The following is a 21,533-nucleotide window of genomic DNA, read 5'->3' as shown; positions in this document are numbered from 1 at the left end:
CAAGAGGTGACAGTGAAACAAAAAACATGAACCTTGAAAACTGAACAAGCAAAACGTAATCAACAAAGTTTTTAGTAACTAACCTTGGTTAGTGAACAAAACAAAATTTTGGACATCAAAATGATGCCAGCAAAACAAATTGAGCTATTCAAATTTCTTTTATGGAGAGTTTGATCCTGGCTCAGGACGAACGCTGGCGGCGTGCCTAATACATGCAAGTCGAGCGAACAGAGAAGGAGCTTGCTCCTTTGACGTTAGCGGCGGACGGGTGAGTAACACGTGGGCAACCTACCTTATAGTTTGGGATAACTCCGGGAAACCGGGGCTAATACCGAATAATCTGTTTCACCTCATGGTGAAACACTAAAAGACGGTTTCGGCTGTCGCTATAGGATGGGCCCGCGGCGCATTAGCTAGTTGGTGAGGTAACGGCTCACCAAGGCGACGATGCGTAGCCGACCTGAGAGGGTGATCGGCCACACTGGGACTGAGACACGGCCCAGACTCCTACGGGAGGCAGCAGTAGGGAATCTTCCACAATGGGCGAAAGCCTGATGGAGCAACGCCGCGTGAGTGAAGAAGGATTTCGGTTCGTAAAACTCTGTTGTAAGGGAAGAACAAGTACAGTAGTAACTGGCTGTACCTTGACGGTACCTTATTAGAAAGCCACGGCTAACTACGTGCCAGCAGCCGCGGTAATACGTAGGTGGCAAGCGTTGTCCGGAATTATTGGGCGTAAAGCGCGCGCAGGTGGTTTCTTAAGTCTGATGTGAAAGCCCACGGCTCAACCGTGGAGGGTCATTGGAAACTGGGAGACTTGAGTGCAGAAGAGGATAGTGGAATTCCAAGTGTAGCGGTGAAATGCGTAGAGATTTGGAGGAACACCAGTGGCGAAGGCGACTATCTGGTCTGTAACTGACACTGAGGCGCGAAAGCGTGGGGAGCAAACAGGATTAGATACCCTGGTAGTCCACGCCGTAAACGATGAGTGCTAAGTGTTAGGGGGTTTCCGCCCCTTAGTGCTGCAGCTAACGCATTAAGCACTCCGCCTGGGGAGTACGGTCGCAAGACTGAAACTCAAAGGAATTGACGGGGGCCCGCACAAGCGGTGGAGCATGTGGTTTAATTCGAAGCAACGCGAAGAACCTTACCAGGTCTTGACATCCCGTTGACCACTGTAGAGATATAGTTTCCCCTTCGGGGGCAACGGTGACAGGTGGTGCATGGTTGTCGTCAGCTCGTGTCGTGAGATGTTGGGTTAAGTCCCGCAACGAGCGCAACCCTTGATCTTAGTTGCCATCATTTAGTTGGGCACTCTAAGGTGACTGCCGGTGACAAACCGGAGGAAGGTGGGGATGACGTCAAATCATCATGCCCCTTATGACCTGGGCTACACACGTGCTACAATGGACGATACAAACGGTTGCCAACTCGCGAGAGGGAGCTAATCCGATAAAGTCGTTCTCAGTTCGGATTGTAGGCTGCAACTCGCCTACATGAAGCCGGAATCGCTAGTAATCGCGGATCAGCATGCCGCGGTGAATACGTTCCCGGGCCTTGTACACACCGCCCGTCACACCACGAGAGTTTGTAACACCCGAAGTCGGTGAGGTAACCTTTTGGAGCCAGCCGCCGAAGGTGGGATAGATGATTGGGGTGAAGTCGTAACAAGGTAGCCGTATCGGAAGGTGCGGCTGGATCACCTCCTTTCTAAGGATTATTTCGGAATACAAACCTAGGGTTTGTAAGATTACGTTTTGCGTTCAGTTTTGAAGGTTCATTCTTCTGAATGAATTACTTCTAATTATGTGCTCCTGTCGCTACGCTTTCGTCGCAAAGCTGCGAGATGTAGAAGCAGGCAGTAGCTTTGTTCTTTGAAAACTGGATAAAACGACATTGAAATTGTAACAAACACATTTATTTTTAAGTTTTTTATAGGCTTAATAACTTGGTTAAGTTATTAAGGGCGCACGGCGAATGCCTTGGCACTAGGAGCCGAAGAAGGACGGCACTAACACCGATATGCTTCGGGGAGCTGTAAGTGAGCTTTGATCCGGAGATTTCCGAATGGGGGAACCCACTACGTTTAATCGCGTAGTATCTTGACGTGAATACATAGCGTCTTGAAGGCAGACCCAGGGAACTGAAACATCTAAGTACCTGGAGGAAGAGAAAGAAAAATCGATTCCCTGAGTAGCGGCGAGCGAAACGGGAAGAGCCCAAACCAAGAGGCTTGCCTCTTGGGGTTGTAGGACACTCAATACGGAGTTACAAAAGAGCGAGTTAGATGAAGCGACTTGGAAAGGTCCGCCAGAGCAGGTAAAAGCCCTGTAGTCGAAAGTTCGTTCTCTCCTGAGTGGATCCTGAGTACGGCGGAACACGTGAAATTCCGTCGGAATCCGGGAGGACCATCTCCCAAGGCTAAATACTACCTAGTGACCGATAGTGAACCAGTACCGTGAGGGAAAGGTGAAAAGCACCCCGGAAGGGGAGTGAAAGAGATCCTGAAACCGTGTGCCTACAAGTAGTTAGAGCCCGTTAATGGGTGATAGCGTGCCTTTTGTAGAATGAACCGGCGAGTTACGATTACGTGCGAGGTTAAGCTTTAGAAGGCGGAGCCGCAGCGAAAGCGAGTCTGAATAGGGCGAAATAGTACGTGGTCGTAGACCCGAAACCAGGTGATCTACCCATGTCCAGGGTGAAGGTAAGGTAACACTTACTGGAGGCCCGAACCCACGCACGTTGAAAAGTGCGGGGATGAGGTGTGGGTAGCGGAGAAATTCCAATCGAACTTGGAGATAGCTGGTTCTCTCCGAAATAGCTTTAGGGCTAGCCTCGTGATGAGAATACTGGAGGTAGAGCACTGTTTGGACTAGGGGGCCATCCCGGTTTACCGAATTCAGACAAACTCCGAATGCCAGATATTTATACACGGGAGTCAGACTGCGAGTGATAAGATCCGTAGTCAAAAGGGAAACAGCCCAGACCACCAGCTAAGGTCCCAAAGTAATCGTTAAGTGGAAAAGGATGTGGCGTTGCACAGACAACCAGGATGTTGGCTTAGAAGCAGCCATCATTTAAAGAGTGCGTAATAGCTCACTGGTCGAGTGACGCTGCGCCGAAAATGTATCGGGGCTAAACGATTCACCGAAGCTGTGGATTGACATCTACGATGTCAGTGGTAGGAGAGCGTTCTAAGTGCGTTGAAGTCAGACCGGAAGGACTGGTGGAGCGCTTAGAAGTGAGAATGCCGGTATGAGTAGCGAAAGACGGGTGAGAATCCCGTCCACCGTATGACTAAGGTTTCCTGAGGAAGGCTCGTCCGCTCAGGGTTAGTCGGGACCTAAGCCGAGGCCGATAGGCGTAGGCGATGGACAACAGGTTGATATTCCTGTACCACCTCCTCACCGTTTGAGAAATGGGGGGACGCAGTAGGATAGGGTAAGCGCGCTGTTGGTTATGCGCGTCCAAGCAGTAAGGCGTGTGTGTAGGCAAATCCGCACACTGTAACGTTGAGCTGTGATGGCGAGTCCGTATGGACGAAGTTCCTGATTTCACACTGCCAAGAAAAGCCTCTATCGAGGTGAGAGGTGCCCGTACCGCAAACCGACACAGGTAGTCGAGGAGAGAATCCTAAGGTGTGCGAGAGAACTCTCGTTAAGGAACTCGGCAAAATGACCCCGTAACTTCGGGAGAAGGGGTGCTCTTGAGCGTGCAAGCGCATGAGAGCCGCAGTGAATAGGCCCAGGCGACTGTTTAGCAAAAACACAGGTCTCTGCAAAACCGTAAGGTGACGTATAGGGGCTGACGCCTGCCCGGTGCTGGAAGGTTAAGAGGAGTGGTTAGCGCAAGCGAAGCTGCGAATTGAAGCCCCAGTAAACGGCGGCCGTAACTATAACGGTCCTAAGGTAGCGAAATTCCTTGTCGGGTAAGTTCCGACCCGCACGAAAGGCGTAACGATCTGGGCACTGTCTCAACGAGAGACTCGGTGAAATTATAGTACCTGTGAAGATGCAGGTTACCCGCGACAGGACGGAAAGACCCCGTGGAGCTTTACTGTAGCCTGATATTGAATTTTGGTACAACTTGTACAGGATAGGTAGGAGCCAGAGATCTCGGAGCGCCAGCTTCGAAGGAGGCGTCGGTGGGATACTACCCTGGTTGTATTGAAATTCTAACCCATGCCCCTTAGCGGGGCAGGAGACAGTGTCAGGCGGACAGTTTGACTGGGGCGGTCGCCTCCTAAAAGGTAACGGAGGCGCCCAAAGGTTCCCTCAGAATGGTTGGAAATCATTCGTAGAGTGTAAAGGCACAAGGGAGCTTGACTGCGAGACCTACAAGTCGAGCAGGGTCGAAAGACGGGCTTAGTGATCCGGTGGTTCCGCATGGAAGGGCCATCGCTCAACGGATAAAAGCTACCCCGGGGATAACAGGCTTATCTCCCCCAAGAGTCCACATCGACGGGGAGGTTTGGCACCTCGATGTCGGCTCATCGCATCCTGGGGCTGTAGTCGGTCCCAAGGGTTGGGCTGTTCGCCCATTAAAGCGGTACGCGAGCTGGGTTCAGAACGTCGTGAGACAGTTCGGTCCCTATCCGTCGTGGGCGTAGGAAATTTGAGAGGAGCTGTCCTTAGTACGAGAGGACCGGGATGGACACACCGCTGGTGTACCAGTTGTCTTGCCAAAGGCATCGCTGGGTAGCTATGTGTGGACGGGATAAGTGCTGAAAGCATCTAAGCATGAAGCCCCCCTCAAGATGAGATTTCCCATTACGCAAGTAAGTAAGATCCCTCAAAGACGATGAGGTAGATAGGTTCGAGGTGGAAGTGTGGTGACACATGGAGCTGACGAATACTAATCGATCGAGGACTTAACCAAAACGTTTGAACCATTCAATGAACCGTTTATCCAGTTTTGAAAGAACAAAACTTTCAATAAAAAAAGAGCTTCAAGACACAAGTAGAACAAGGAAGCAAACGAGTGATTGAAGGAGCGTACTTCTGTACGTGACTGATTGAACGAGAGCAGCTGACGCAGTAATACGCCGTGTATTGAAGGTCGACCATAGTCTAGTGATGATGGCAAAGAGGTCACACCCGTTCCCATACCGAACACGGAAGTTAAGCTCTTTAGCGCCGATGGTAGTTGGGGGCTTCCCCCTGTGAGAGTAGGACGTCGCTAGGCGCAAAAAGTCGCTGCTGATACACTCAGTAGTGGCTTTTTTTACTTAAGCTAACTAATAAATTGAGATGATTTATAAAAATATAAAAAAGAAGGCATGCCTTAAGTGGAATGCCTTCTTTTTTGATATTTAATGTGTTTGAACAGTGGCAGCTCGTAGTTCAATGCGGCGAATTTTTCCGGATGTTGTTTTTGGTAACTCATCAATAAAAACAATACTACGAGGGTATTTATACGGTGCTGTTAACGCCTTTACATGCTCTTGTAACTCCTTTGTTAACTCGGCTTCATCTCGCTCTTTGAAGCTCTCTCGTAAGATAACAAAAGCCTTCACAATATGGCCTCTAATTTCATCTGGTGCAGCAACAACTGCACATTCTTGTACAGCTTCATGTTTGTTTAATGCATCTTCAACTTCGAATGGACCGATCGTATAACCAGAAGATATAATAATGTCATCTCCACGACCTTCAAACCAGAAATAACCATCTTCATCACATTTAGCTTGATCGCCAGTAATATACCAATCACCGCGAAATGCAGCTTGCGTTCGTTCTGGCTCTTTGTAATACTCCTTAAATAGAGCTGGTGAGGATTTGTGGATGGCAATATCGCCAACCTCTCCTACAGGTGCTTCATTTCCTTCATTGTCGATAATACGTACAATATTACCTGGAGTTGGAACACCCATGGATCCAGGGCGTAATTCAGTGTTTTCGAGTGTACCAATTAATAATGTATTCTCTGTCTGTCCATAGCCATCACGTACTTTTAGCCTGAAACGATTCATAAATGTTTCAATGACTGGGCGATTTAACGGTTCACCAGCAGAGACTGCACTACGGAGGGATGAAAGATTATAGTCTTGCAAATTATCAATTTTCGCCATAATACGATATTCAGTTGGTGTGCAGCAAAGGACATTTATTTTTTCATCTTGTATGAGCTGAAGGTACGTTTTTGCATCGAATCCACCATGATAAACAAATGCAGTAGCACCGAGCATGATTGTAGATAAGAAAGGGCTCCAAATCCATTTTTGCCAGCCAGGAGCTGCTGTAGCCCATACTAAGTCGCCTTCACGTACGCAGAGCCATTTTGAAGCAGCTGTTCGAATATGCGCATATCCCCAGCCATGTGAATGTACTACACCTTTAGGTTTCCCAGTTGTCCCAGATGTATAGGAAAGGAACGCCATGTCATCACGTTTAGTAGCTACTGCTGTAAATGTAGTTGGCTGTGTGCTTGCCAGTACATCTAAAGAAGCCCAATCGCCTTTTGCAGTACCAATAACTAATTTGTTCTTTAATGTGTCTACAGTAGAAGAAATTTGGTCAACCTCACCTGTAAATGCTTCATAGGCAATAACTGCACTAGCAGAAGAGTGCTCCATGCGATATTCTAAGTCACTTGCACGTAGCATTTCTGAACATGAAATAGGCACGATGCCAGCCTTTAAACAGCCAAGAAAAACAAAATAGGCTTCTGGTAGGCGAGGAATAATAACTAGAACGCGATCTCCCTTTCGAAGTCCTGTCTCTGTAAAAGCATTTGCGTATTGATTCATTTTTTGGACAAGCTCTACATAGGAAACTGTTCGTCTCTCTTGTTGCGTATTTAACCAGCGTATTGCTTGGCGATCACTATCTTGTGAAAACTTTTCTAATTCCTCTGTGATATTATAAAATTCAGGTGCAATTAAATCATTTGTTACCATCCGAATATTCCTCCCTCAGGAAATTTGATAGAAAATTCTTAAAACTATTTTTATTTTAACAATTGCAATAATATACGGCAAGAATATTTAGCACGCAAAATAGAAATATTAGATTTAATAGAGAACTATTATGCTTTTGGATTAATTTTTAAACCTACTTCGACAAAAAATATAAAAATTTTCATAAAATATGTTGCATAATTTATAATGCTTGCTATAATAATAAATGTACTTAAGAGGTTGTCTAAAACCGAAGTGAATAGTATCGTTCCGAAGTAGCTCAGTTGGTAGTAGCACCTGACTGTTAATCAGGTTGTCGCAGGTTCGAGTCCTGCCTTCGGAGCCATTTTTTTGCCCATTTTTAAGAAGCTGTTATACATAAAAAAAGTTATAAAAAAGTATTGCAACTATTAAGAAATGATGTTATTATAAGTATTGTCTTGTTTGAGACGTGATACTGGCCCCTTGGTCAAGTGGTTAAGACACCGCCCTTTCACGGCGGTAACACGGGTTCGAATCCCGTAGGGGTCACCATTTAAAACATAGGCTTTATAAAGAAAAATAAACTGTGATATAACACCTGTTTCTATGGAGGATTAGCTCAGCTGGGAGAGCATCTGCCTTACAAGCAGAGGGTCGGCGGTTCGAGCCCGTCATCCTCCACCATTATTGTGTTATTTCGGAGGGGTAGCGAAGTGGCTAAACGCGGCGGACTGTAAATCCGCTCCTTAGGGTTCGGCGGTTCGAATCCGTCCCCCTCCACCAGTTTTATAAATGATTGGGGTATAGCCAAGCGGTAAGGCAACGGATTTTGATTCCGTCATGCCTAGGTTCGAATCCTAGTACCCCAGCCATTTTTCTTTGATGAGCCATTAGCTCAGTTGGTAGAGCATCTGACTTTTAATCAGAGGGTCGAAGGTTCGAGTCCTTCATGGCTCACTTTTTTAGAATAAAGTATATTCAAAAGTGTTATAATAACTATAGATAACTAATCTCTTACTGAAAACAGTAGGAGATTTTTTTATGTTATCAAAAATTGAATAAATATGCACTTTTTTGTCTAGTTGAGCCAAGTGGTATCTAGGCTTTACAATAATATTATAACTTTTAGGGGGTATAAAAACATGAATAAACTTAATATTTCTATTATTGGAGTACCAACAGACTATGGACAAACACGTCGTGGCGTAGATATGGGGCCAAGCGCGATTCGCTATGCAGGCGTTGTGGAACGTTTGGAGGCTATTGGACATGAAGTACAAGACCAAGGGGATATTCGTGTCAGTCAAAAACTTGCAGACGCACCTGTCGATGAGAAATTACTGAATTTAGAGGAAGTTGTAGATGTTAGCACGGCTTTAGCTAATAGCGTGCATGAAGTAGTAGAACAAAATAAGTTCCCACTTGTATTTGGTGGAGACCATAGTATTGCTATTGGCACACTAGCTGGATTAGGTGAGCATTATAAAAATCTTGGCGTTATTTGGTATGATGCTCATGCAGATTTAAATACACCTGAAACAACACCATCTGGCAACATCCATGGGATGCCATTAGCAGTTAGTATTGGACTAGGTCATGAGCGCTTAGTGCAAATTCGTAATTATGCACCGAAAATTAAACCAGAGAACGTTATTATTATCGGAGCTCGTTCAGTAGATCCTGGTGAGCGTGAGTTAATTCGTCAACAGGGGATTAAAGTATATACAATGCACGAGATTGATCGACTTGGTATGACGCGTGTCATGGAAGATGCACTTGCTTACTTGAAAGAACGTAATGTTGATGGATTACATCTATCACTTGATTTAGATGGCTTAGATCCGCTTTACACGCCAGGAGTTGGTACACCCGTTCCTGGAGGAATTACGTATCGAGAAAGTCATTTAGCAATGGAAATGTTACAAGAATCAGGGATGCTAACATCAGCAGAGTTTGTAGAAGTAAACCCGATTTTAGATGAAAAGAATACAACAGCAAATGTGGCTGTTGCATTAATGGGATCTTTATTCGGAGAGACACTGGTTTAAAGAAAATTTGACAAAAAATTGCCTGTTGCCACATTGCATAAAAATCTTTTGTTATAATTGAATTAAAACGAAACTTTTCTTATCGATGGGTCGTATAGTATAAGACAGTTGTAAAGGTGGAGAAGTCAACACAATGGATGCGTTAGTAAACAAGAGAATAAAACAAGTGCTTAAAGGCGATCAAAACGCATTTGCCGATATTGTGAGTCTCTATCAGCACAAACTGTACCAAGTATGCTATCGAATGTTAGGCAACAAACAAGAGTCTGAAGACATTGCTCAAGAAGCTTTTGTGCGTGCTTATATGAATTTGCATACTTTTGATCAGAAAAGAAAGTTTTCGACGTGGCTTTATCGCATAGCGACAAACCTCTGCATTGACCGTATTCGCAAAAAGAAACCGGATTATTATTTAGATGCAGAAGTAGCTGGTACAGAAGGGCTTGATATGTATTCGCAAATCGCAGCAGACGACCAGCTACCAGAGGAGCAGTTAGAGCAAATGGAGCTGCAAGATCGCATTCAATATGAAATTGGACGATTGCCGGATAAATACCGTTCGGTTATAGTATTGAAATATATAGAAGAGTTATCGTTACAAGAGATTAGCGAGATTTTAGATATGCCGCTTGGAACGGTGAAAACGAGGATTCACCGCGGACGTGAGGCATTACGTAAGCAATTAAACAATCTGTAGGAGGGGGAGCGTCATGAATACTTGTCCAGAGCATATTATAGACTATATGCATGATTATTTAGACGGTGACATTAGTCGTGAGCATGAGCAAGAGTTGAAACAACACTTGCATACATGTAATGATTGTAAACAGTTGATGCAAGAATTGAGTGAAACAATCGCCTTTGTGAAGAGTGCTTCCCATATTACAGCGCCTCCGGATTTTGAAGCAGCAGTGATGGCTCGTTTACCAAAACCAAAAAGTCGAGTAGGTATACAAAAATGGATACGCCGGCATCCGTTCTTTGTGGCAGCAGCAGTATTTTGCTTATTCATGAGTGCTACATTGATGGGTAGCTTTATGGATGACCAGCATTTTTCAGTGACCAAACAACCAAACTTAGTTGTTGATGGTCAAACGGTGATTGTACCTGAAGGAGAAGTAGTGAAGGGCGATATTGTTGTTAAAAATGGTGATTTGGTTGTTGAAGGTGAAGTTGATGGCAATGTCACAGTAATTAACGGGCAATATATGGCATCTTCAGCGGTAGTTTCAGGCAAAATTGAGGAAATTGACGAAGTATTTGAATGGTTATGGTATACGATTAAAAATTCTGTAAAAACGGCCATGACATTTGAGGAAAAAGATGAAACTAAATAACACTCTATACGTCCTAAAAAATAGTGCACGTGAGAGGCTGAAAGGTCTACTCTTATGAGTAGACTTTTTATTTGAAAAAAGTTACATTTGTTAAGAATGTGATATACTTGAATGTGTATGGATTCGCAATGAAAAGTGGGGGATGCCACGTGCAAATTATCGAACATTTCACGGATTTAACACCTGTGAATATTGTTATTAACTTCATTGATGTACTGCTCGTGTGGTACGTTGTTTATAAAGTCTTAACCCTCATTAAAGGTACGAAGGCTGTCCAATTACTTAAGGGAATATTTGTCATTATTATTGCCCGACTTGCAACAGACCTTTTAGGGTTACAAACTCTAGGCTGGATGTTACAACAGGTCATTGAGTTTGGTTTCTTAGCGATTATTATCATATTCCAACCAGAAATCAGACGTGGTTTAGAACAAATTGGGCGAGGAAAGCTATTCCAGCGTTCATCAAGTCAAGAAGAAGAAGAACAAACAAGGCTCATTGAGGCGATGAAGAAGTCTGTTAGTTACATGGCTAAACGTCGAATCGGTGCGTTAATTTCTATTGAAAAAGAAACAGGTCTTAATGAATATATTGAAACGGGTATAGGACTAAATGCTGAAATCTCATCAGAACTGCTGATTAATATCTTTATACCGAATACACCACTTCATGATGGAGCGGTTATTATGCAAAAAGATAAAGTTACAGCAGCAGCTTGTTATTTACCCCTATCTGAAAGTCCATTTATTTCAAAGGAGTTAGGGACACGTCACCGTGCTGCACTTGGCTTAAGTGAAGTTACGGATGCTATTACAATTGTTGTCTCAGAAGAAACAGGTGCAATTAGTATTACGTTAAATGGTAATCTCCACCGTAATCTTTCTCTAGAGGAGTTTGAAACACTATTACGAAAAATGTGGTTCGGTTCAGCACAAGAGTCAAATGCTGCCTCTAAGTTGACTTGGAGGGGGAAAAAGAATGGATAAAATGATGGATAGCCCTTGGGTATTAAGAATCATAGCGCTATTTTTGGCATTTTTGCTTTTTTTCTCAGTTCGTACCGAGTTATCTCCAATCAATACAACAACAACGACTGAACAGACGGATATTATTCGTGATGTACCAGTAGATGTTTATTATGATAATGAAAATCTGATTGTAACAGGCTTACCTGAAACAGTAGATGTGAAGATAAAAGGGCCAATGCCTGTTGTTATAAAAACAAGAGCTACAAAAGATTTCTCTGTATTTGTCGATTTAAGTAATCTATTGATTGGGGAGCATGATGTAAAGCTACAATACGAAAATATTTCTGATAAGTTAAAGGTTACATTAGACCCTGCAACTATTCATGTGAATATTGAGGAAAAGGTCACGAAAGAGTTCCGAGTGGACCCTGAAATGAATAATAGACTAATCGAAGAAGGTTATATTTTAAAAGATATGACTGCTGATCCACCAACCGTTTACGTAACAGGTGCAAAAAGTGCTATTGAAAGCATTAGCTATGTAAAAGCTACTGTTGCAGGTGAGCAAGGCTTGAAGCAATCCTTCTCGCAGGATGCGGCAGTAAAAGTATTGGATCGAGATCTAAACAAGTTAGATGTGACGATAGAGCCTGAAACTGTGAAGGTTCAAGTTGATATAGCAGAATATAGTCGAGAAATTCCAGTGGTCCTGAAAGAAACAGGGCAAGCAGCACAAGACATTACGATCAATTCGTTAACATTTGCGCCAAGAATGATAAAAGTGTATGGTAGAAAATCAATTATTGACGGTTTGTCAGAAATTCCAGTTATAGTTGACCTGTCAAAAATTACTGAGTCTCAAACTTATGAATTTGATGTAAAATTACCAGATGGTGTGACAAAAATATCTGACAAGAAAATAAAAGTGAAGGCAGATATTACAAAAGTAGAGCAAGAAGAACAACAGAAAACGCCAGCTTCTACAGAGGAAACGCCACCTCCAACTGAAGAACCAGATGTGACGGATGATAGTACTACTACTGATAAAAATACATCATCTGAGGAAACGGAAGATATTGATTCTTAAACAATATCTGACTATAATTTTATTTTGATTCTAAATCAAAATCCAATCGTGGTTTGTGCTGGTGAGTAGTAAGGACAGGAGTCACCAACAAATCGATTGAGGGGATATTAATAATTACCGAATGAATGAATAAAAACAGACTTTTCCAAAAGTAAGCGGACAAGTGTCTTTTGGGCGATAGTAACTCATGAGACACAGTCTTGCATTGAAGGAGAGAATAAGTAGAATGGGTAAATATTTTGGAACAGATGGCGTCCGTGGAGTCGCGAATAGTGAATTAACACCAGAGTTTGCATTTAAACTAGGTCGTATCGGTGGCTATGTTTTAACAAAAGATGCAACTGATCGTCCAAAGGTTTTAATTGGTCGTGACACACGTATTTCAGGTGAGATGCTTGAAGGTGCACTTGTTGCTGGTCTTTTATCGATTGGGGTAGAAGTAATGCGTCTTGGTATTATTTCAACACCAGGTGTGGCATACCTTACTCGAATTATGAGCGCAGATGCAGGCGTTATGATTTCAGCTTCACATAACCCAGTTGCTGATAATGGCATTAAATTTTTTGGTCCCGATGGTTTTAAGTTAACGGATGCTCAAGAAGCGGAAATTGAAGTGTTGCTTGATGCACAAGAGGATACACTACCACGCCCAATTGGAGCCGATTTAGGATCTGTAAGTGACTATTTCGAAGGTGGTCAAAAATATATTCAATACTTAAAGCAAACAGTGGATGAGGAATTTGATGGTATCCTGGTAGCACTAGACTGTGCTCATGGAGCTACATCAGCATTGGCTACACATTTATTTGCGGACCTAGAAGCTGACATTTCTACAATGGGAGCTTCTCCAACAGGCTTAAACATTAATGATGGTGTAGGTTCTACACATCCAGAGGGACTAGCTAAATTTGTTACTGAAAAGGGTGCAGATGTTGGTTTAGCATTTGATGGAGATGGTGACCGATTAATTGCTGTAGATGAGAACGGTAAGATTGTTGATGGCGATCAAATTATGTTTATCATTGGTAAGTATTTAAATGCGGTAGGACGCTTGAAAAAGCAAACGATTGTTTCAACAGTTATGAGCAATATGGGCTTCTACAAAGCTGTTGCTGACAACGGTATGCAAAGTGTACAAACTGCTGTTGGTGATCGTTATGTTGTAGAAGAAATGCGTGCCAAAGAATACAATTTAGGTGGCGAACAATCAGGGCATATTGTTTTTCTAGACTTTAATACAACAGGTGATGGATTACTTACTGGCATTCAGCTTGTCAACATTATGAAAGCGACTGGTAAAAAGCTTTCAGAGCTTGCTGCTGAAATGAAAATCTTCCCTCAGCGTCTTGTTAATGTACGTGTAACAGATAAGCATGCTGTGACTGACAATGCGAAGGTGGCTGCTGTCATTGCAGAGGTAGAAGCAGAAATGGCCGGCAATGGTCGTGTTCTAGTGCGCCCTTCAGGGACTGAACCACTTGTACGTGTAATGGTAGAAGCAGCAACAGAAACAGATTGTGAGCGTTTTGTTGAGCGTATTGCGGACGTAGTACGTGCAGAAATGGGCTTAGCAGAATAATATATAGAAACTCGATTTCCATAACAGGAAATCGAGTTTTTCTTGTTTAAAAAGAATGTTTGAAATGAATGAGATGGGGAACAGTAGTAAGGAGTCACAATAACAAGGAGTGTTTAATTGATATGGCTAAAATTGCTACAGTGATAACCGATATGTTTGAGGACATTGAGTTTACAAGCCCCAAAGAAGCTCTAGGAGCAGCTGGGCATCAGCTCGTAACAATTGATACCGAAGCAGGTAAGGAAGTTAAGGGGAAACATGGAAAGCCAGTGAAAATAGATAAAGGAATTGAGGAAGTAAATGCCTCAGAATTTGATGCATTATTTATTCCTGGTGGTTTTTCACCTGATATATTACGTGCAGATGATCGTGTAGTGGCATTTGTAAAATCCTTTATGGATGACATGAAGCCGACCTTTGCTATTTGTCATGGACCACAGCTGCTAATTACAGCTAAGACACTGAATGGTCGTGATGCCACAGGCTATAAATCCATTCAAGTGGATTTAGAAAATGCAGGGGCAATATTCCATGATGAAGAAGTATTCGTCTGTCAAAAGCAGCTCGTAACAAGTAGAACGCCAGACGATCTTCCAGCATTTAATAGAGAAATAGTTAAATTATTAGACAATAAATAAAAGATAGGCACAAGCAGTCAATTGCTTGTGCCTTTTTGTGGAATTTACTCCGCTTTATTTAGCATAGCAACTAATTATTTGTCTACATATTTGTCACGAAAAAGCATGGGGATTAGGTGTTTTTTATAACGAAAATTTGACGGATAGCATATGATTGAGTATGATGGAGAAGTTGAAGATGACGAGGTCCGACCTTATCCTTTAACGAGCGCTAAGGAGGAAAGAAAGCGCAAAATCGGAAAACAATTATAGCGCCTGAGCTGAAGAAATCGGACGACAAGATCTTCAGCAGACGAGGTGGAGGTTTATCGAAAATTCGGCGGATGCCTCCCAATCGACATACCCGATTGTCATTTTTCATTTTGAAAGCATTTAAGTGATTGAATGTACAGAAAATGGAGAAGGTATAGTAAAAGCAATAGATAAATCAAAGAAGCTTCACCTATCGAAAAAAACTCTAATCAGTTGGCTGAATGAGTGGGTGGCTTGCATGTAAGGGAGTGCTTATTTTAAATATAAAATAAAGCATCGCTCGTACATTCAAAAAACTTCGATAGGATGAGGTCTAGTTTGTCATTGCATGAAATTGACAATATCGGAGGACGAGAATTTATGTGTGGAATTGTAGGATATATTGGTGAATCAGATGCAAAGGAAATTTTATTAAAGGGTTTAGAGAAGCTTGAATACCGCGGCTATGACTCAGCTGGTATTGCAGTACGTAATGAAGAAGGTGTAACAGTTTTTAAAGAAAAAGGACGTATTGCAGACTTACGTGAAGCGGTGGACGAGGAAGTTGCAGCAAAAATTGGAATTGGTCATACACGTTGGGCAACACACGGTGTACCCAATCGTTTAAATGCTCACCCACATCAAAGTGCATCAGGACGCTTTACACTTGTGCATAATGGGGTTATTGAAAACTATCATTTATTACAAAAAACATATTTAAAAGGCATTCCGATGAAATCTGATACAGATACAGAGGTTATCGTGCAATTAGTAGAGTTATTTGTGAAAGAAGGTCTTAGCACAGCAGAAGCTTTCCGTAAAACTTTATCTCTATTACATGGCTCATATGCCCTTGCATTATTAGATGCTGAAGCGACAGATACTATTTTTGTTGCAAAAAATAAATCACCACTTTTAGTAGGTATTGGTGAAGGCTTCAATGTTGTTGCTTCGGACGCAATGGCTATGCTACAAGTAACGGATCAATACGTGGAGCTTCATGACAAAGAGGTTGTAATTGTACACAAAGCAAGTGTCGAAATTACAAAATTAGATGGTTCTGTAGTAGAGCGTGCACCATATACAGCGGAGCTTGATATGAGCGATATTGAAAAAGGAACTTATCCTCACTATATGTTAAAAGAAATGGATGAGCAGCCAACTGTAATTCGTAAAATTATTCATGCATATGAAGGCGACAATGGCGTTTTAACAATTGACGCAGAGATTTTAGAGGCATTGAGAGCAGCGGATCGCTTATATATTATTGCGGCAGGCACGAGCTACCATGCAGGTCTCATCGGTAAACAATATTTCGAAAAAATGGCGGGTATCCCAGTAGAGGTTCATATTTCTAGTGAATTCGGCTATAACATGCCATTACTATCAGAAAAGCCTTTATTTATCTTTATTACACAATCAGGTGAAACAGCTGACAGCCGTCAAGTACTTGTAAAAATTAAAGAACTTGGCTATCCAACATTAACGATTACAAACGTACCTGGCTCAACGCTATCACGTGAAGCAGATTATACATTGTTATTACATGCAGGCCCGGAAATTGCAGTGGCTTCTACAAAAGCTTATGTTGCTCAAGTAGCAGTACTTGCGTTAGCAGCGTATGTAACGGCAAAGGCAAATGGCAAAGGCTTAGAATTTGATTTAAAACAAGAGCTTGCGATTGCCGCTAATGGAATCCAAACAATTATCGATTCAAAAGATGTGTTAGAAGATATTGCAGAAGACTACTTAAAAATCGCGCGTAACGCATTCTTCATTGGCCGTAATATGGACTTCTATGTCAGCCTAGAAGGGGCCTTAAAACTGAAAGAAATCTCGTACATTCAAGCAGAAGGCTTTGCTGGTGGCGAACTGAAGCACGGAACAATTGCCTTAATCGAAGAAGGTACACCAGTGTTTGCACTTGTCACTCAAGCATCAGTAGGATTAAATATCCGTGGTAATGTCAAAGAAGTAGCAGCGCGTGGCGCATATCCTTGTATCATTGCAATGGCAGGCATTGATGAAGATGGTGACCGTCTAGTCATTCCGCATGTTCACGAATTACTAACACCACTTGTATCTGTAGTGCCATTACAATTAATTAGCTACTATGCAGCACTTCACCGTCGTTGTGATGTGGATAAACCACGTAACTTGGCTAAATCGGTGACTGTTGAATAGGATTAGGTTTAAGCATTTATGCTAGTGTAGTCTAATAAAAAATATTGATTGTTTATAACAAAGTTTGACCATTTGAAATAAAGTTTGGTTAAAAATGACCTCTTCGGATTTGGTATCCAGAAGAGGTCATTTTTGATTCTTTGGAAAAAGGTAATTTTATAGGAATGAATTTAATTGGTTAGAACATTAATATGGAAAAGGTTCTTGGTGTAATTTTATAAAAAAGATTGATCATTTATAACAAAGTTCGCTTATTTAAAATAAAGATTGATTAAAGATCCTGTGTTGATACGTAGGATCTTTTCTTATTCCACAATCGGGCCAATATTGTTGCAGATATAAAAAGAGGCTGATATTACATCAACCTCTTTTTAATGATTTTTAGGATGCAGCGATTACTTCGCAAGATATATCAAAAAATGAATGAAGAACCTTGATATCCTATATTTAAAGGAGGTGCCTTCGTTGTATAACCATGAAATTATAATTAAGAAAATCATTTTGTATGTGGAAGAAAACCTATACGAACCACTTACTTTGGAAAATATAGCAGCACAATCAAATTTTTCAAAGTATCACTTTCATCGAATATTCCAATCCACGATTGGCATGACAGTAACTGAATATATTCGGTTAAGAAGATTGGCTAATGCTTCTTCCGCCTTACTTTATACAAGTGAACGCATTCTTGATATCGCTTTATATTATCAGTTTGAATCACAAGAATCATTTACAAGAGCATTTAAAGAGATTTATAAGCTACCACCTGGCAAATATCGCAGAATGATGTCAGACGTACTTAAAATTAAGGAGGAAACATATATGGATACAAAGGTGAAAGGTTGGTTTTTAAGTGGATCAAATCCATTTAATTACGAAATGGGAATTGACCATGAAGTTGTTCATCAGGGGAAAGCATCAGGTTATTTAAAATCCAAAACAGTGTTAGATTCAACTGAATTCGCTACCATGATGCAAACATTTAAGGCTAATCAGTTTGTTGGAAAGCGCATTAGACTCTCTTGTTTCATCCGTACAGAAGAGGTAGATACGTACGCTGGGATGTGGATGCGAGTAGACGACACAATGGAAGATGTTCTTCAATTTGATAATATGAGTAATCGCCCCATTAAAGGAACAACAAACTGGAACCATTATTCTATTATTTTAGATGTTCCAACCCAAAGTGCTGTTATTTCGTTTGGTATCATCCTGTCTGGACAAGGAACTGTATGGGCAGATCAATTTACTTTTGAAGAAGTGAATGAAAGTATTCCAACAACTAATTTAGAGATGCATGGTGAACTGCTGGACGAGCCAATAAATTTATCGTTTGACGAGGAAATATGATTTAAGGAAGGGTGATAACATGGCTAATTTTGGTATAAAAGATACCGAGGTAGTATTAAGTATTATAGTTATAATTGCAATTATGGCTGTAAAGTTTGTAGGAATTAACACGCTTGTTCATTACTTAAAGTTTTGGTGAAAATATTGCTTAACTATACCGCAATCGGGCCATTTAATGGAGGAAGAATCACAAGTAATATTGAATATTTATGGTATCATTTAGTGAAAAAAATTAAGGAAAGGTGATGTATGTAATGAGTACATCTGAAATATTTATGAAAAGCACCATACCAATATTCCGTATTTTTAATGAGGAGAAAGCGAAAGAATTTTATTTAACATTTTTGGGGTTTGCATTGGATTGGGAACATCGATTTGAGGATGATCTACCTTTATACATGCAAATTTCTTATGGAAATTGTATTATTCATCTTTCAGAGCATCATGGAGATTGCTGTCCAGGGGGTGCTATAAGAATTGAAGTAGAAAACCTAGAGTTACTCCATACAAACCTTATATCAAAGAAATACAAATATACGCGTCCTGGCATCGAAACAACCCCTTGGAATTCTCAGGAAGTTTGCATTGGAGACCCATTTGGAAATAGAATTGTTTTTTTTGAGAACCTTCGAAAATAACATTGGGTAACTTATTTTGATGATACAAGTAGAAAAGTATTCAAAAATACATTAAATATGGATGAAGGCACTTGGAATCGAGCAAGAGGGTTGGGCTTTGCATAGTGTTGAAAAACAAAACCATCCATAGAATTTATGTGAAAGGTGAAAAAGGATTTCCGTTGCAGGCTACTTGCTTTCCTGTGGGCGAGCGCCGAGCCACTTCCTCTGCTACCACTCCGTTTAGAGGCTCGCCTGTCTCGCTATTCCCACGGGAGTCAAGTAGCCTTCCACTCCAATCCATAAAAAAGTGAAGGTATTCACTACTCTTTTGTGGAGGGGTGTTGTCACGCATCACTTCTCCAAATTGAAAGTAAGAGGCTATCCTCTCTTATAATATAAATAATGGGCTATTTTGTTCAGGAAAAGACACTTTTGCAGAATGGTTGATTGGAGTGGAACCAGCGTCACTCCTAGGGGATTTAGCGTCACAGAGGAGACCCTGGAGCGAACGCAGTGAGTGAAGCGGCTCATCGGACGCCCCCTGGAAAGGACGCTGGCGGAACGGAAATCAACCCCTCGCCTTGCAAAATTGCTTATTATGCCGTTGACATTACCTTTTTTCAACAACATGAAAAGCATCGAATCATTTGATTCGATGCTTTGGTATTATAATCTATTATATGTTTCATCAAGAGTTCCAAAAACTCTGGAATACCTTCAATACCTTATAAAGTTTGAAATCAGTTATCTTTTGTAGTCATTTTAGACCATATTCATAATATCGTTAGCTTTTTATAACGTATATCGCTCCATTAAAGAATTTAATTCACGATTTAATTCCGTTAGTTTTTCAGCAGCATTAGCAACATCAGCAATTGCTTTAATGTGCTCATCTATGGAAGCAGCAATTTCCTGTACGGAAGCGGCCGTCTGTTCTGATACGCTGGACGCACTTTCGATTCCTTCACTCATCAACTTATTATAGGAGGTCATAACGTCCATTTCTTTATTAACTGCTAATATCGATTCCACAATTTGCTTAACAGAATCAGACATTTGATTGAATTTACTTTGTGTTAGCACTACATCATCATTTAACTTTTTAGCAGTCTCCATTGTTCCTTCTACAGTTTCAACTGTTTTAGTTGTTTCTGAAACAATGGATGAAACCACTCCTTGTACTTGGTGAGTAGCATTTTTCGATTGTTCTGCTAGTTTCCTTATTTCATCGGCAACAACTGAAAAACCTCTACCATATTCACCAGCTCTTGCTGCTTCAATGCTTGCGTTTAAAGCGAGTAAATTCGTCTGTTCAGCGATTGTTTCAATTGTTTCCATTACCTGTGTGATTTGATTGATTTTACTATTTAAATTTTTAATCTCATAACTGACTTCTTCTGATGCTGCCAATGAATCAGTATTGGATTGTTGTAATTGATGAACTATTGCAATTCCCTCGGCTGATATTTTTTCAGCATGTTTTGTAATGTCGTACATCACTTTACTTTGTTTTTCCGTAGTTTCTATAGAACTTGATAATAGCTCTACTGTTCGGTTTATCTTGTCCAAATCATGGGCTTGTTCTTGTGTACCAGTAGCAATTTCGTTAACTGCTCTACCAACTTCATCACTACTAGCAGATGTTTCTTCTGAAATTGCTGATAAGTTGGTCGCTGAATCCAATAAATGTTCACTAGTATTTTTAGTCTTTTCGACGAGTGTACGTAATTGCTGTGACATTTTATTAAAAGCAGTCGCAAGTTGCCCAATTTCATCACTTGATTCAGGTAGATTGGTAACAATTATATGACCATCAGCAATTTTTGTTGATGCTTCAGCTACTTCTTTTAGTGTATTTAATTTCCTCCGAATACCTAAATAAAACACAATTGAACTTAAAATAATGAGTACAATCGTTGCACCAAAGATAATATATTGTAAGATGTTTAATCCTTCATAAAATTCATCTTGAAAAACAGCAATTCCAAGAGTCCAACCCCAAGGCTCAAAATATTCTGTATAGGCTGTTTTATCTTTAAAAGAACCATCTGGCTGTTTATCAGAATAAACGACATAGCGATCTGATTCATTTTGGGACTTGCCGCCTGCAACGATCTTTTCTCGATTACTTCTGTTGAGGTCATCGACAGGAGCTCCACCTATTTTAGAGGGATGGAGTTGTAACACTAAATCCTCGTCAAAAGCTAATATATAACCATTTTCTTTGTAAGTAAAATGGGATTTTTGATAATCATACTCTCCATTTTCATTTACTGGCCCATTTAGAATAATTCTCGCTTGTTCTTTACCTTCCTCTAGTGTTATTTTGCCAATTTCCACTTCTTCATTAATCAGTTCTAATGAAGTATAAGCCCCCTTGACAATGCTTTGTAGTTCTCTTTGACCGGATTCTAAGAGCTGATTTTTGGCAACAACATAACTTGTTGAGCCGATAATCACAACTGTTACAAGTATAATAATTGTGATTAGTAGCATTAACTTTCTTGAAATGCTTCGTAACTGTAAAATTCTCTTCATCATTTGCTTCCTCCCACAACTATATATAGGTATATTTCGACAGTAATCTACATAATTCAATGGTATCAGAATT

General features: G+C 41.1%; 12 protein-coding genes, 6 tRNA genes and 3 rRNA genes. 19 read left to right on the top strand and 2 right to left on the bottom strand.

Going from position 1 to position 21,533, the window contains the following annotated elements:
• Positions 1-158: 158 nt before the first annotated feature.
• From MKY46_RS22500 to rrf, 3 genes are all read left to right on the top strand, one after another.
• Positions 159-1,710: ribosomal RNA gene (locus tag MKY46_RS22500) — 16S ribosomal RNA — on the top strand.
• Between the two features lie 240 nt (positions 1,711-1,950).
• Positions 1,951-4,878, top strand: a 23S ribosomal RNA gene (locus tag MKY46_RS22495).
• Positions 4,879-5,068: 190 nt separating this feature from the next.
• Positions 5,069-5,184 (top strand): 5S ribosomal RNA (gene rrf / locus MKY46_RS22490).
• The 16S, 23S and 5S rRNA genes sit together here, the layout of an rRNA operon.
• Positions 5,185-5,311: 127 nt before the next feature.
• Here rrf and mbcS read toward each other — a convergent pair.
• On the bottom strand, positions 5,312-6,898 hold the full coding sequence (mbcS, locus tag MKY46_RS22485; RefSeq protein ID WP_271911417.1) for an acyl-CoA synthetase MbcS: 1,587 nt from the start codon (positions 6,896-6,898) through the stop codon (positions 5,312-5,314).
• Between the two features lie 269 nt (positions 6,899-7,167).
• On the opposite strand from mbcS, the gene MKY46_RS22480 reads away from it, so the two are divergent.
• The 16 genes from MKY46_RS22480 (at position 7,168) to MKY46_RS22405 (ending at position 18,940) form a co-directional block, all read left to right on the top strand.
• Positions 7,168-7,244, top strand: a tRNA-Asn gene (locus MKY46_RS22480).
• Between the two features lie 113 nt (positions 7,245-7,357).
• Positions 7,358-7,432, top strand: a tRNA-Glu gene (locus MKY46_RS22475).
• Positions 7,433-7,488: 56 nt separating this feature from the next.
• A tRNA-Val gene (locus tag MKY46_RS22470) sits at positions 7,489-7,564 on the top strand.
• 15 nt (positions 7,565-7,579) lie between these two features.
• Positions 7,580-7,663: transfer RNA gene (locus MKY46_RS22465), tRNA-Tyr, on the top strand.
• Between the two features lie 14 nt (positions 7,664-7,677).
• Positions 7,678-7,752 (top strand) — tRNA-Gln (locus tag MKY46_RS22460).
• Between the two features lie 12 nt (positions 7,753-7,764).
• Positions 7,765-7,837: transfer RNA gene (locus MKY46_RS22455), tRNA-Lys, on the top strand.
• A gap of 185 nt (positions 7,838-8,022) precedes the next feature.
• The gene (gene rocF, locus MKY46_RS22450) at positions 8,023-8,928 is read left to right on the top strand and encodes an arginase (RefSeq protein ID WP_058845283.1); all 906 of its coding nucleotides are present in this window, start codon (positions 8,023-8,025) and stop codon (positions 8,926-8,928) included.
• 133 nt (positions 8,929-9,061) lie between these two features.
• Complete coding sequence (sigW, locus tag MKY46_RS22445; RefSeq protein WP_004225410.1) at positions 9,062-9,625, top strand: RNA polymerase sigma factor SigW; 564 nt, start codon at positions 9,062-9,064, stop codon at positions 9,623-9,625.
• 13 nt (positions 9,626-9,638) lie between these two features.
• Positions 9,639-10,265 carry an anti-sigma factor family protein gene (locus MKY46_RS22440; RefSeq protein WP_058845282.1) on the top strand — a complete coding sequence of 209 codons (627 nt, stop codon included), beginning with the start codon at positions 9,639-9,641 and terminating at the stop codon, positions 10,263-10,265.
• A 149-nt stretch (positions 10,266-10,414) separates the two neighbouring features.
• Complete coding sequence (gene cdaA, locus MKY46_RS22435) at positions 10,415-11,251, top strand: diadenylate cyclase CdaA (protein ID WP_089935020.1); 837 nt, start codon at positions 10,415-10,417, stop codon at positions 11,249-11,251.
• A complete protein-coding gene (locus tag MKY46_RS22430) occupies positions 11,244-12,320 on the top strand; it encodes a CdaR family protein (RefSeq protein WP_340835470.1) in 1,077 nt (358 codons plus the stop codon). Before cdaA ends, MKY46_RS22430 begins: the two co-directional genes overlap by 8 nt.
• Positions 12,321-12,546: 226 nt before the next feature.
• Positions 12,547-13,899, top strand: a complete 1,353-nt coding sequence (gene glmM / locus MKY46_RS22425) for a phosphoglucosamine mutase (RefSeq protein ID WP_101967053.1) — start codon at positions 12,547-12,549, stop codon at positions 13,897-13,899.
• Positions 13,900-14,021: 122 nt separating this feature from the next.
• Positions 14,022-14,537, top strand: coding sequence for a type 1 glutamine amidotransferase domain-containing protein (locus tag MKY46_RS22420; protein ID WP_101967026.1), 516 nt, complete (start codon positions 14,022-14,024; stop codon positions 14,535-14,537).
• A gap of 612 nt (positions 14,538-15,149) precedes the next feature.
• Entirely contained in the window at positions 15,150-16,952 is a 1,803-nt protein-coding gene (gene glmS, locus MKY46_RS22415; protein WP_340835720.1) for a glutamine--fructose-6-phosphate transaminase (isomerizing), read from the top strand.
• 423 nt (positions 16,953-17,375) lie between these two features.
• The gene (locus MKY46_RS22410; protein ID WP_101967025.1) at positions 17,376-18,302 is read left to right on the top strand and encodes a helix-turn-helix domain-containing protein; all 927 of its coding nucleotides are present in this window, start codon (positions 17,376-17,378) and stop codon (positions 18,300-18,302) included.
• 245 nt (positions 18,303-18,547) lie between these two features.
• Entirely contained in the window at positions 18,548-18,940 is a 393-nt protein-coding gene (locus tag MKY46_RS22405; protein WP_170829929.1) for a glyoxalase superfamily protein, read from the top strand.
• 774 nt (positions 18,941-19,714) lie between these two features.
• On the opposite strand, the gene MKY46_RS22395 is transcribed toward MKY46_RS22405, so the two are convergent.
• The gene (locus tag MKY46_RS22395) at positions 19,715-21,463 is read right to left on the bottom strand and encodes a methyl-accepting chemotaxis protein (protein WP_340835466.1); all 1,749 of its coding nucleotides are present in this window, start codon (positions 21,461-21,463) and stop codon (positions 19,715-19,717) included.
• Positions 21,464-21,533 lie beyond the last annotated feature (70 nt).

Origin of the sequence: Lysinibacillus sp. FSL M8-0355, assembly GCF_038008985.1 — a bacterium.
Taxonomy (GTDB): Bacteria; Bacillota; Bacilli; order Bacillales_A; family Planococcaceae; genus Lysinibacillus; species Lysinibacillus fusiformis_D.
The sequence above is the reverse complement of the archived record's forward strand: the minus strand, read 5'-3'. Positions and strand labels throughout refer to the sequence as shown.

Excerpts from the sequence above, each read along its gene's own strand:
- MKY46_RS22395 (WP_340835466.1), bottom strand. The coding sequence starts at position 21,463 with ATGATGAAGAGAATTTTACAGTTACGAAGCATTTCAAGAAAGTTAATG.
- sigW (WP_004225410.1), top strand. The coding sequence starts at position 9,062 with ATGGATGCGTTAGTAAACAAGAGAATAAAACAAGTGCTTAAAGGCGAT.
- MKY46_RS22440 (WP_058845282.1), top strand. The coding sequence starts at position 9,639 with ATGAATACTTGTCCAGAGCATATTATAGACTATATGCATGATTATTTA.
- MKY46_RS22420 (WP_101967026.1), top strand. The coding sequence starts at position 14,022 with ATGGCTAAAATTGCTACAGTGATAACCGATATGTTTGAGGACATTGAG.
- MKY46_RS22410 (WP_101967025.1), top strand. The coding sequence starts at position 17,376 with ATGAAGAACCTTGATATCCTATATTTAAAGGAGGTGCCTTCGTTGTAT.
- MKY46_RS22405 (WP_170829929.1), top strand. The coding sequence starts at position 18,548 with ATGTATGTAATGAGTACATCTGAAATATTTATGAAAAGCACCATACCA.
- mbcS (WP_271911417.1), bottom strand. The coding sequence starts at position 6,898 with ATGGTAACAAATGATTTAATTGCACCTGAATTTTATAATATCACAGAG.
- glmM (WP_101967053.1), top strand. The coding sequence starts at position 12,547 with ATGGGTAAATATTTTGGAACAGATGGCGTCCGTGGAGTCGCGAATAGT.
- glmS (WP_340835720.1), top strand. The coding sequence starts at position 15,150 with ATGTGTGGAATTGTAGGATATATTGGTGAATCAGATGCAAAGGAAATT.
- rocF (WP_058845283.1), top strand. The coding sequence starts at position 8,023 with ATGAATAAACTTAATATTTCTATTATTGGAGTACCAACAGACTATGGA.
- MKY46_RS22430 (WP_340835470.1), top strand. The coding sequence starts at position 11,244 with ATGGATAAAATGATGGATAGCCCTTGGGTATTAAGAATCATAGCGCTA.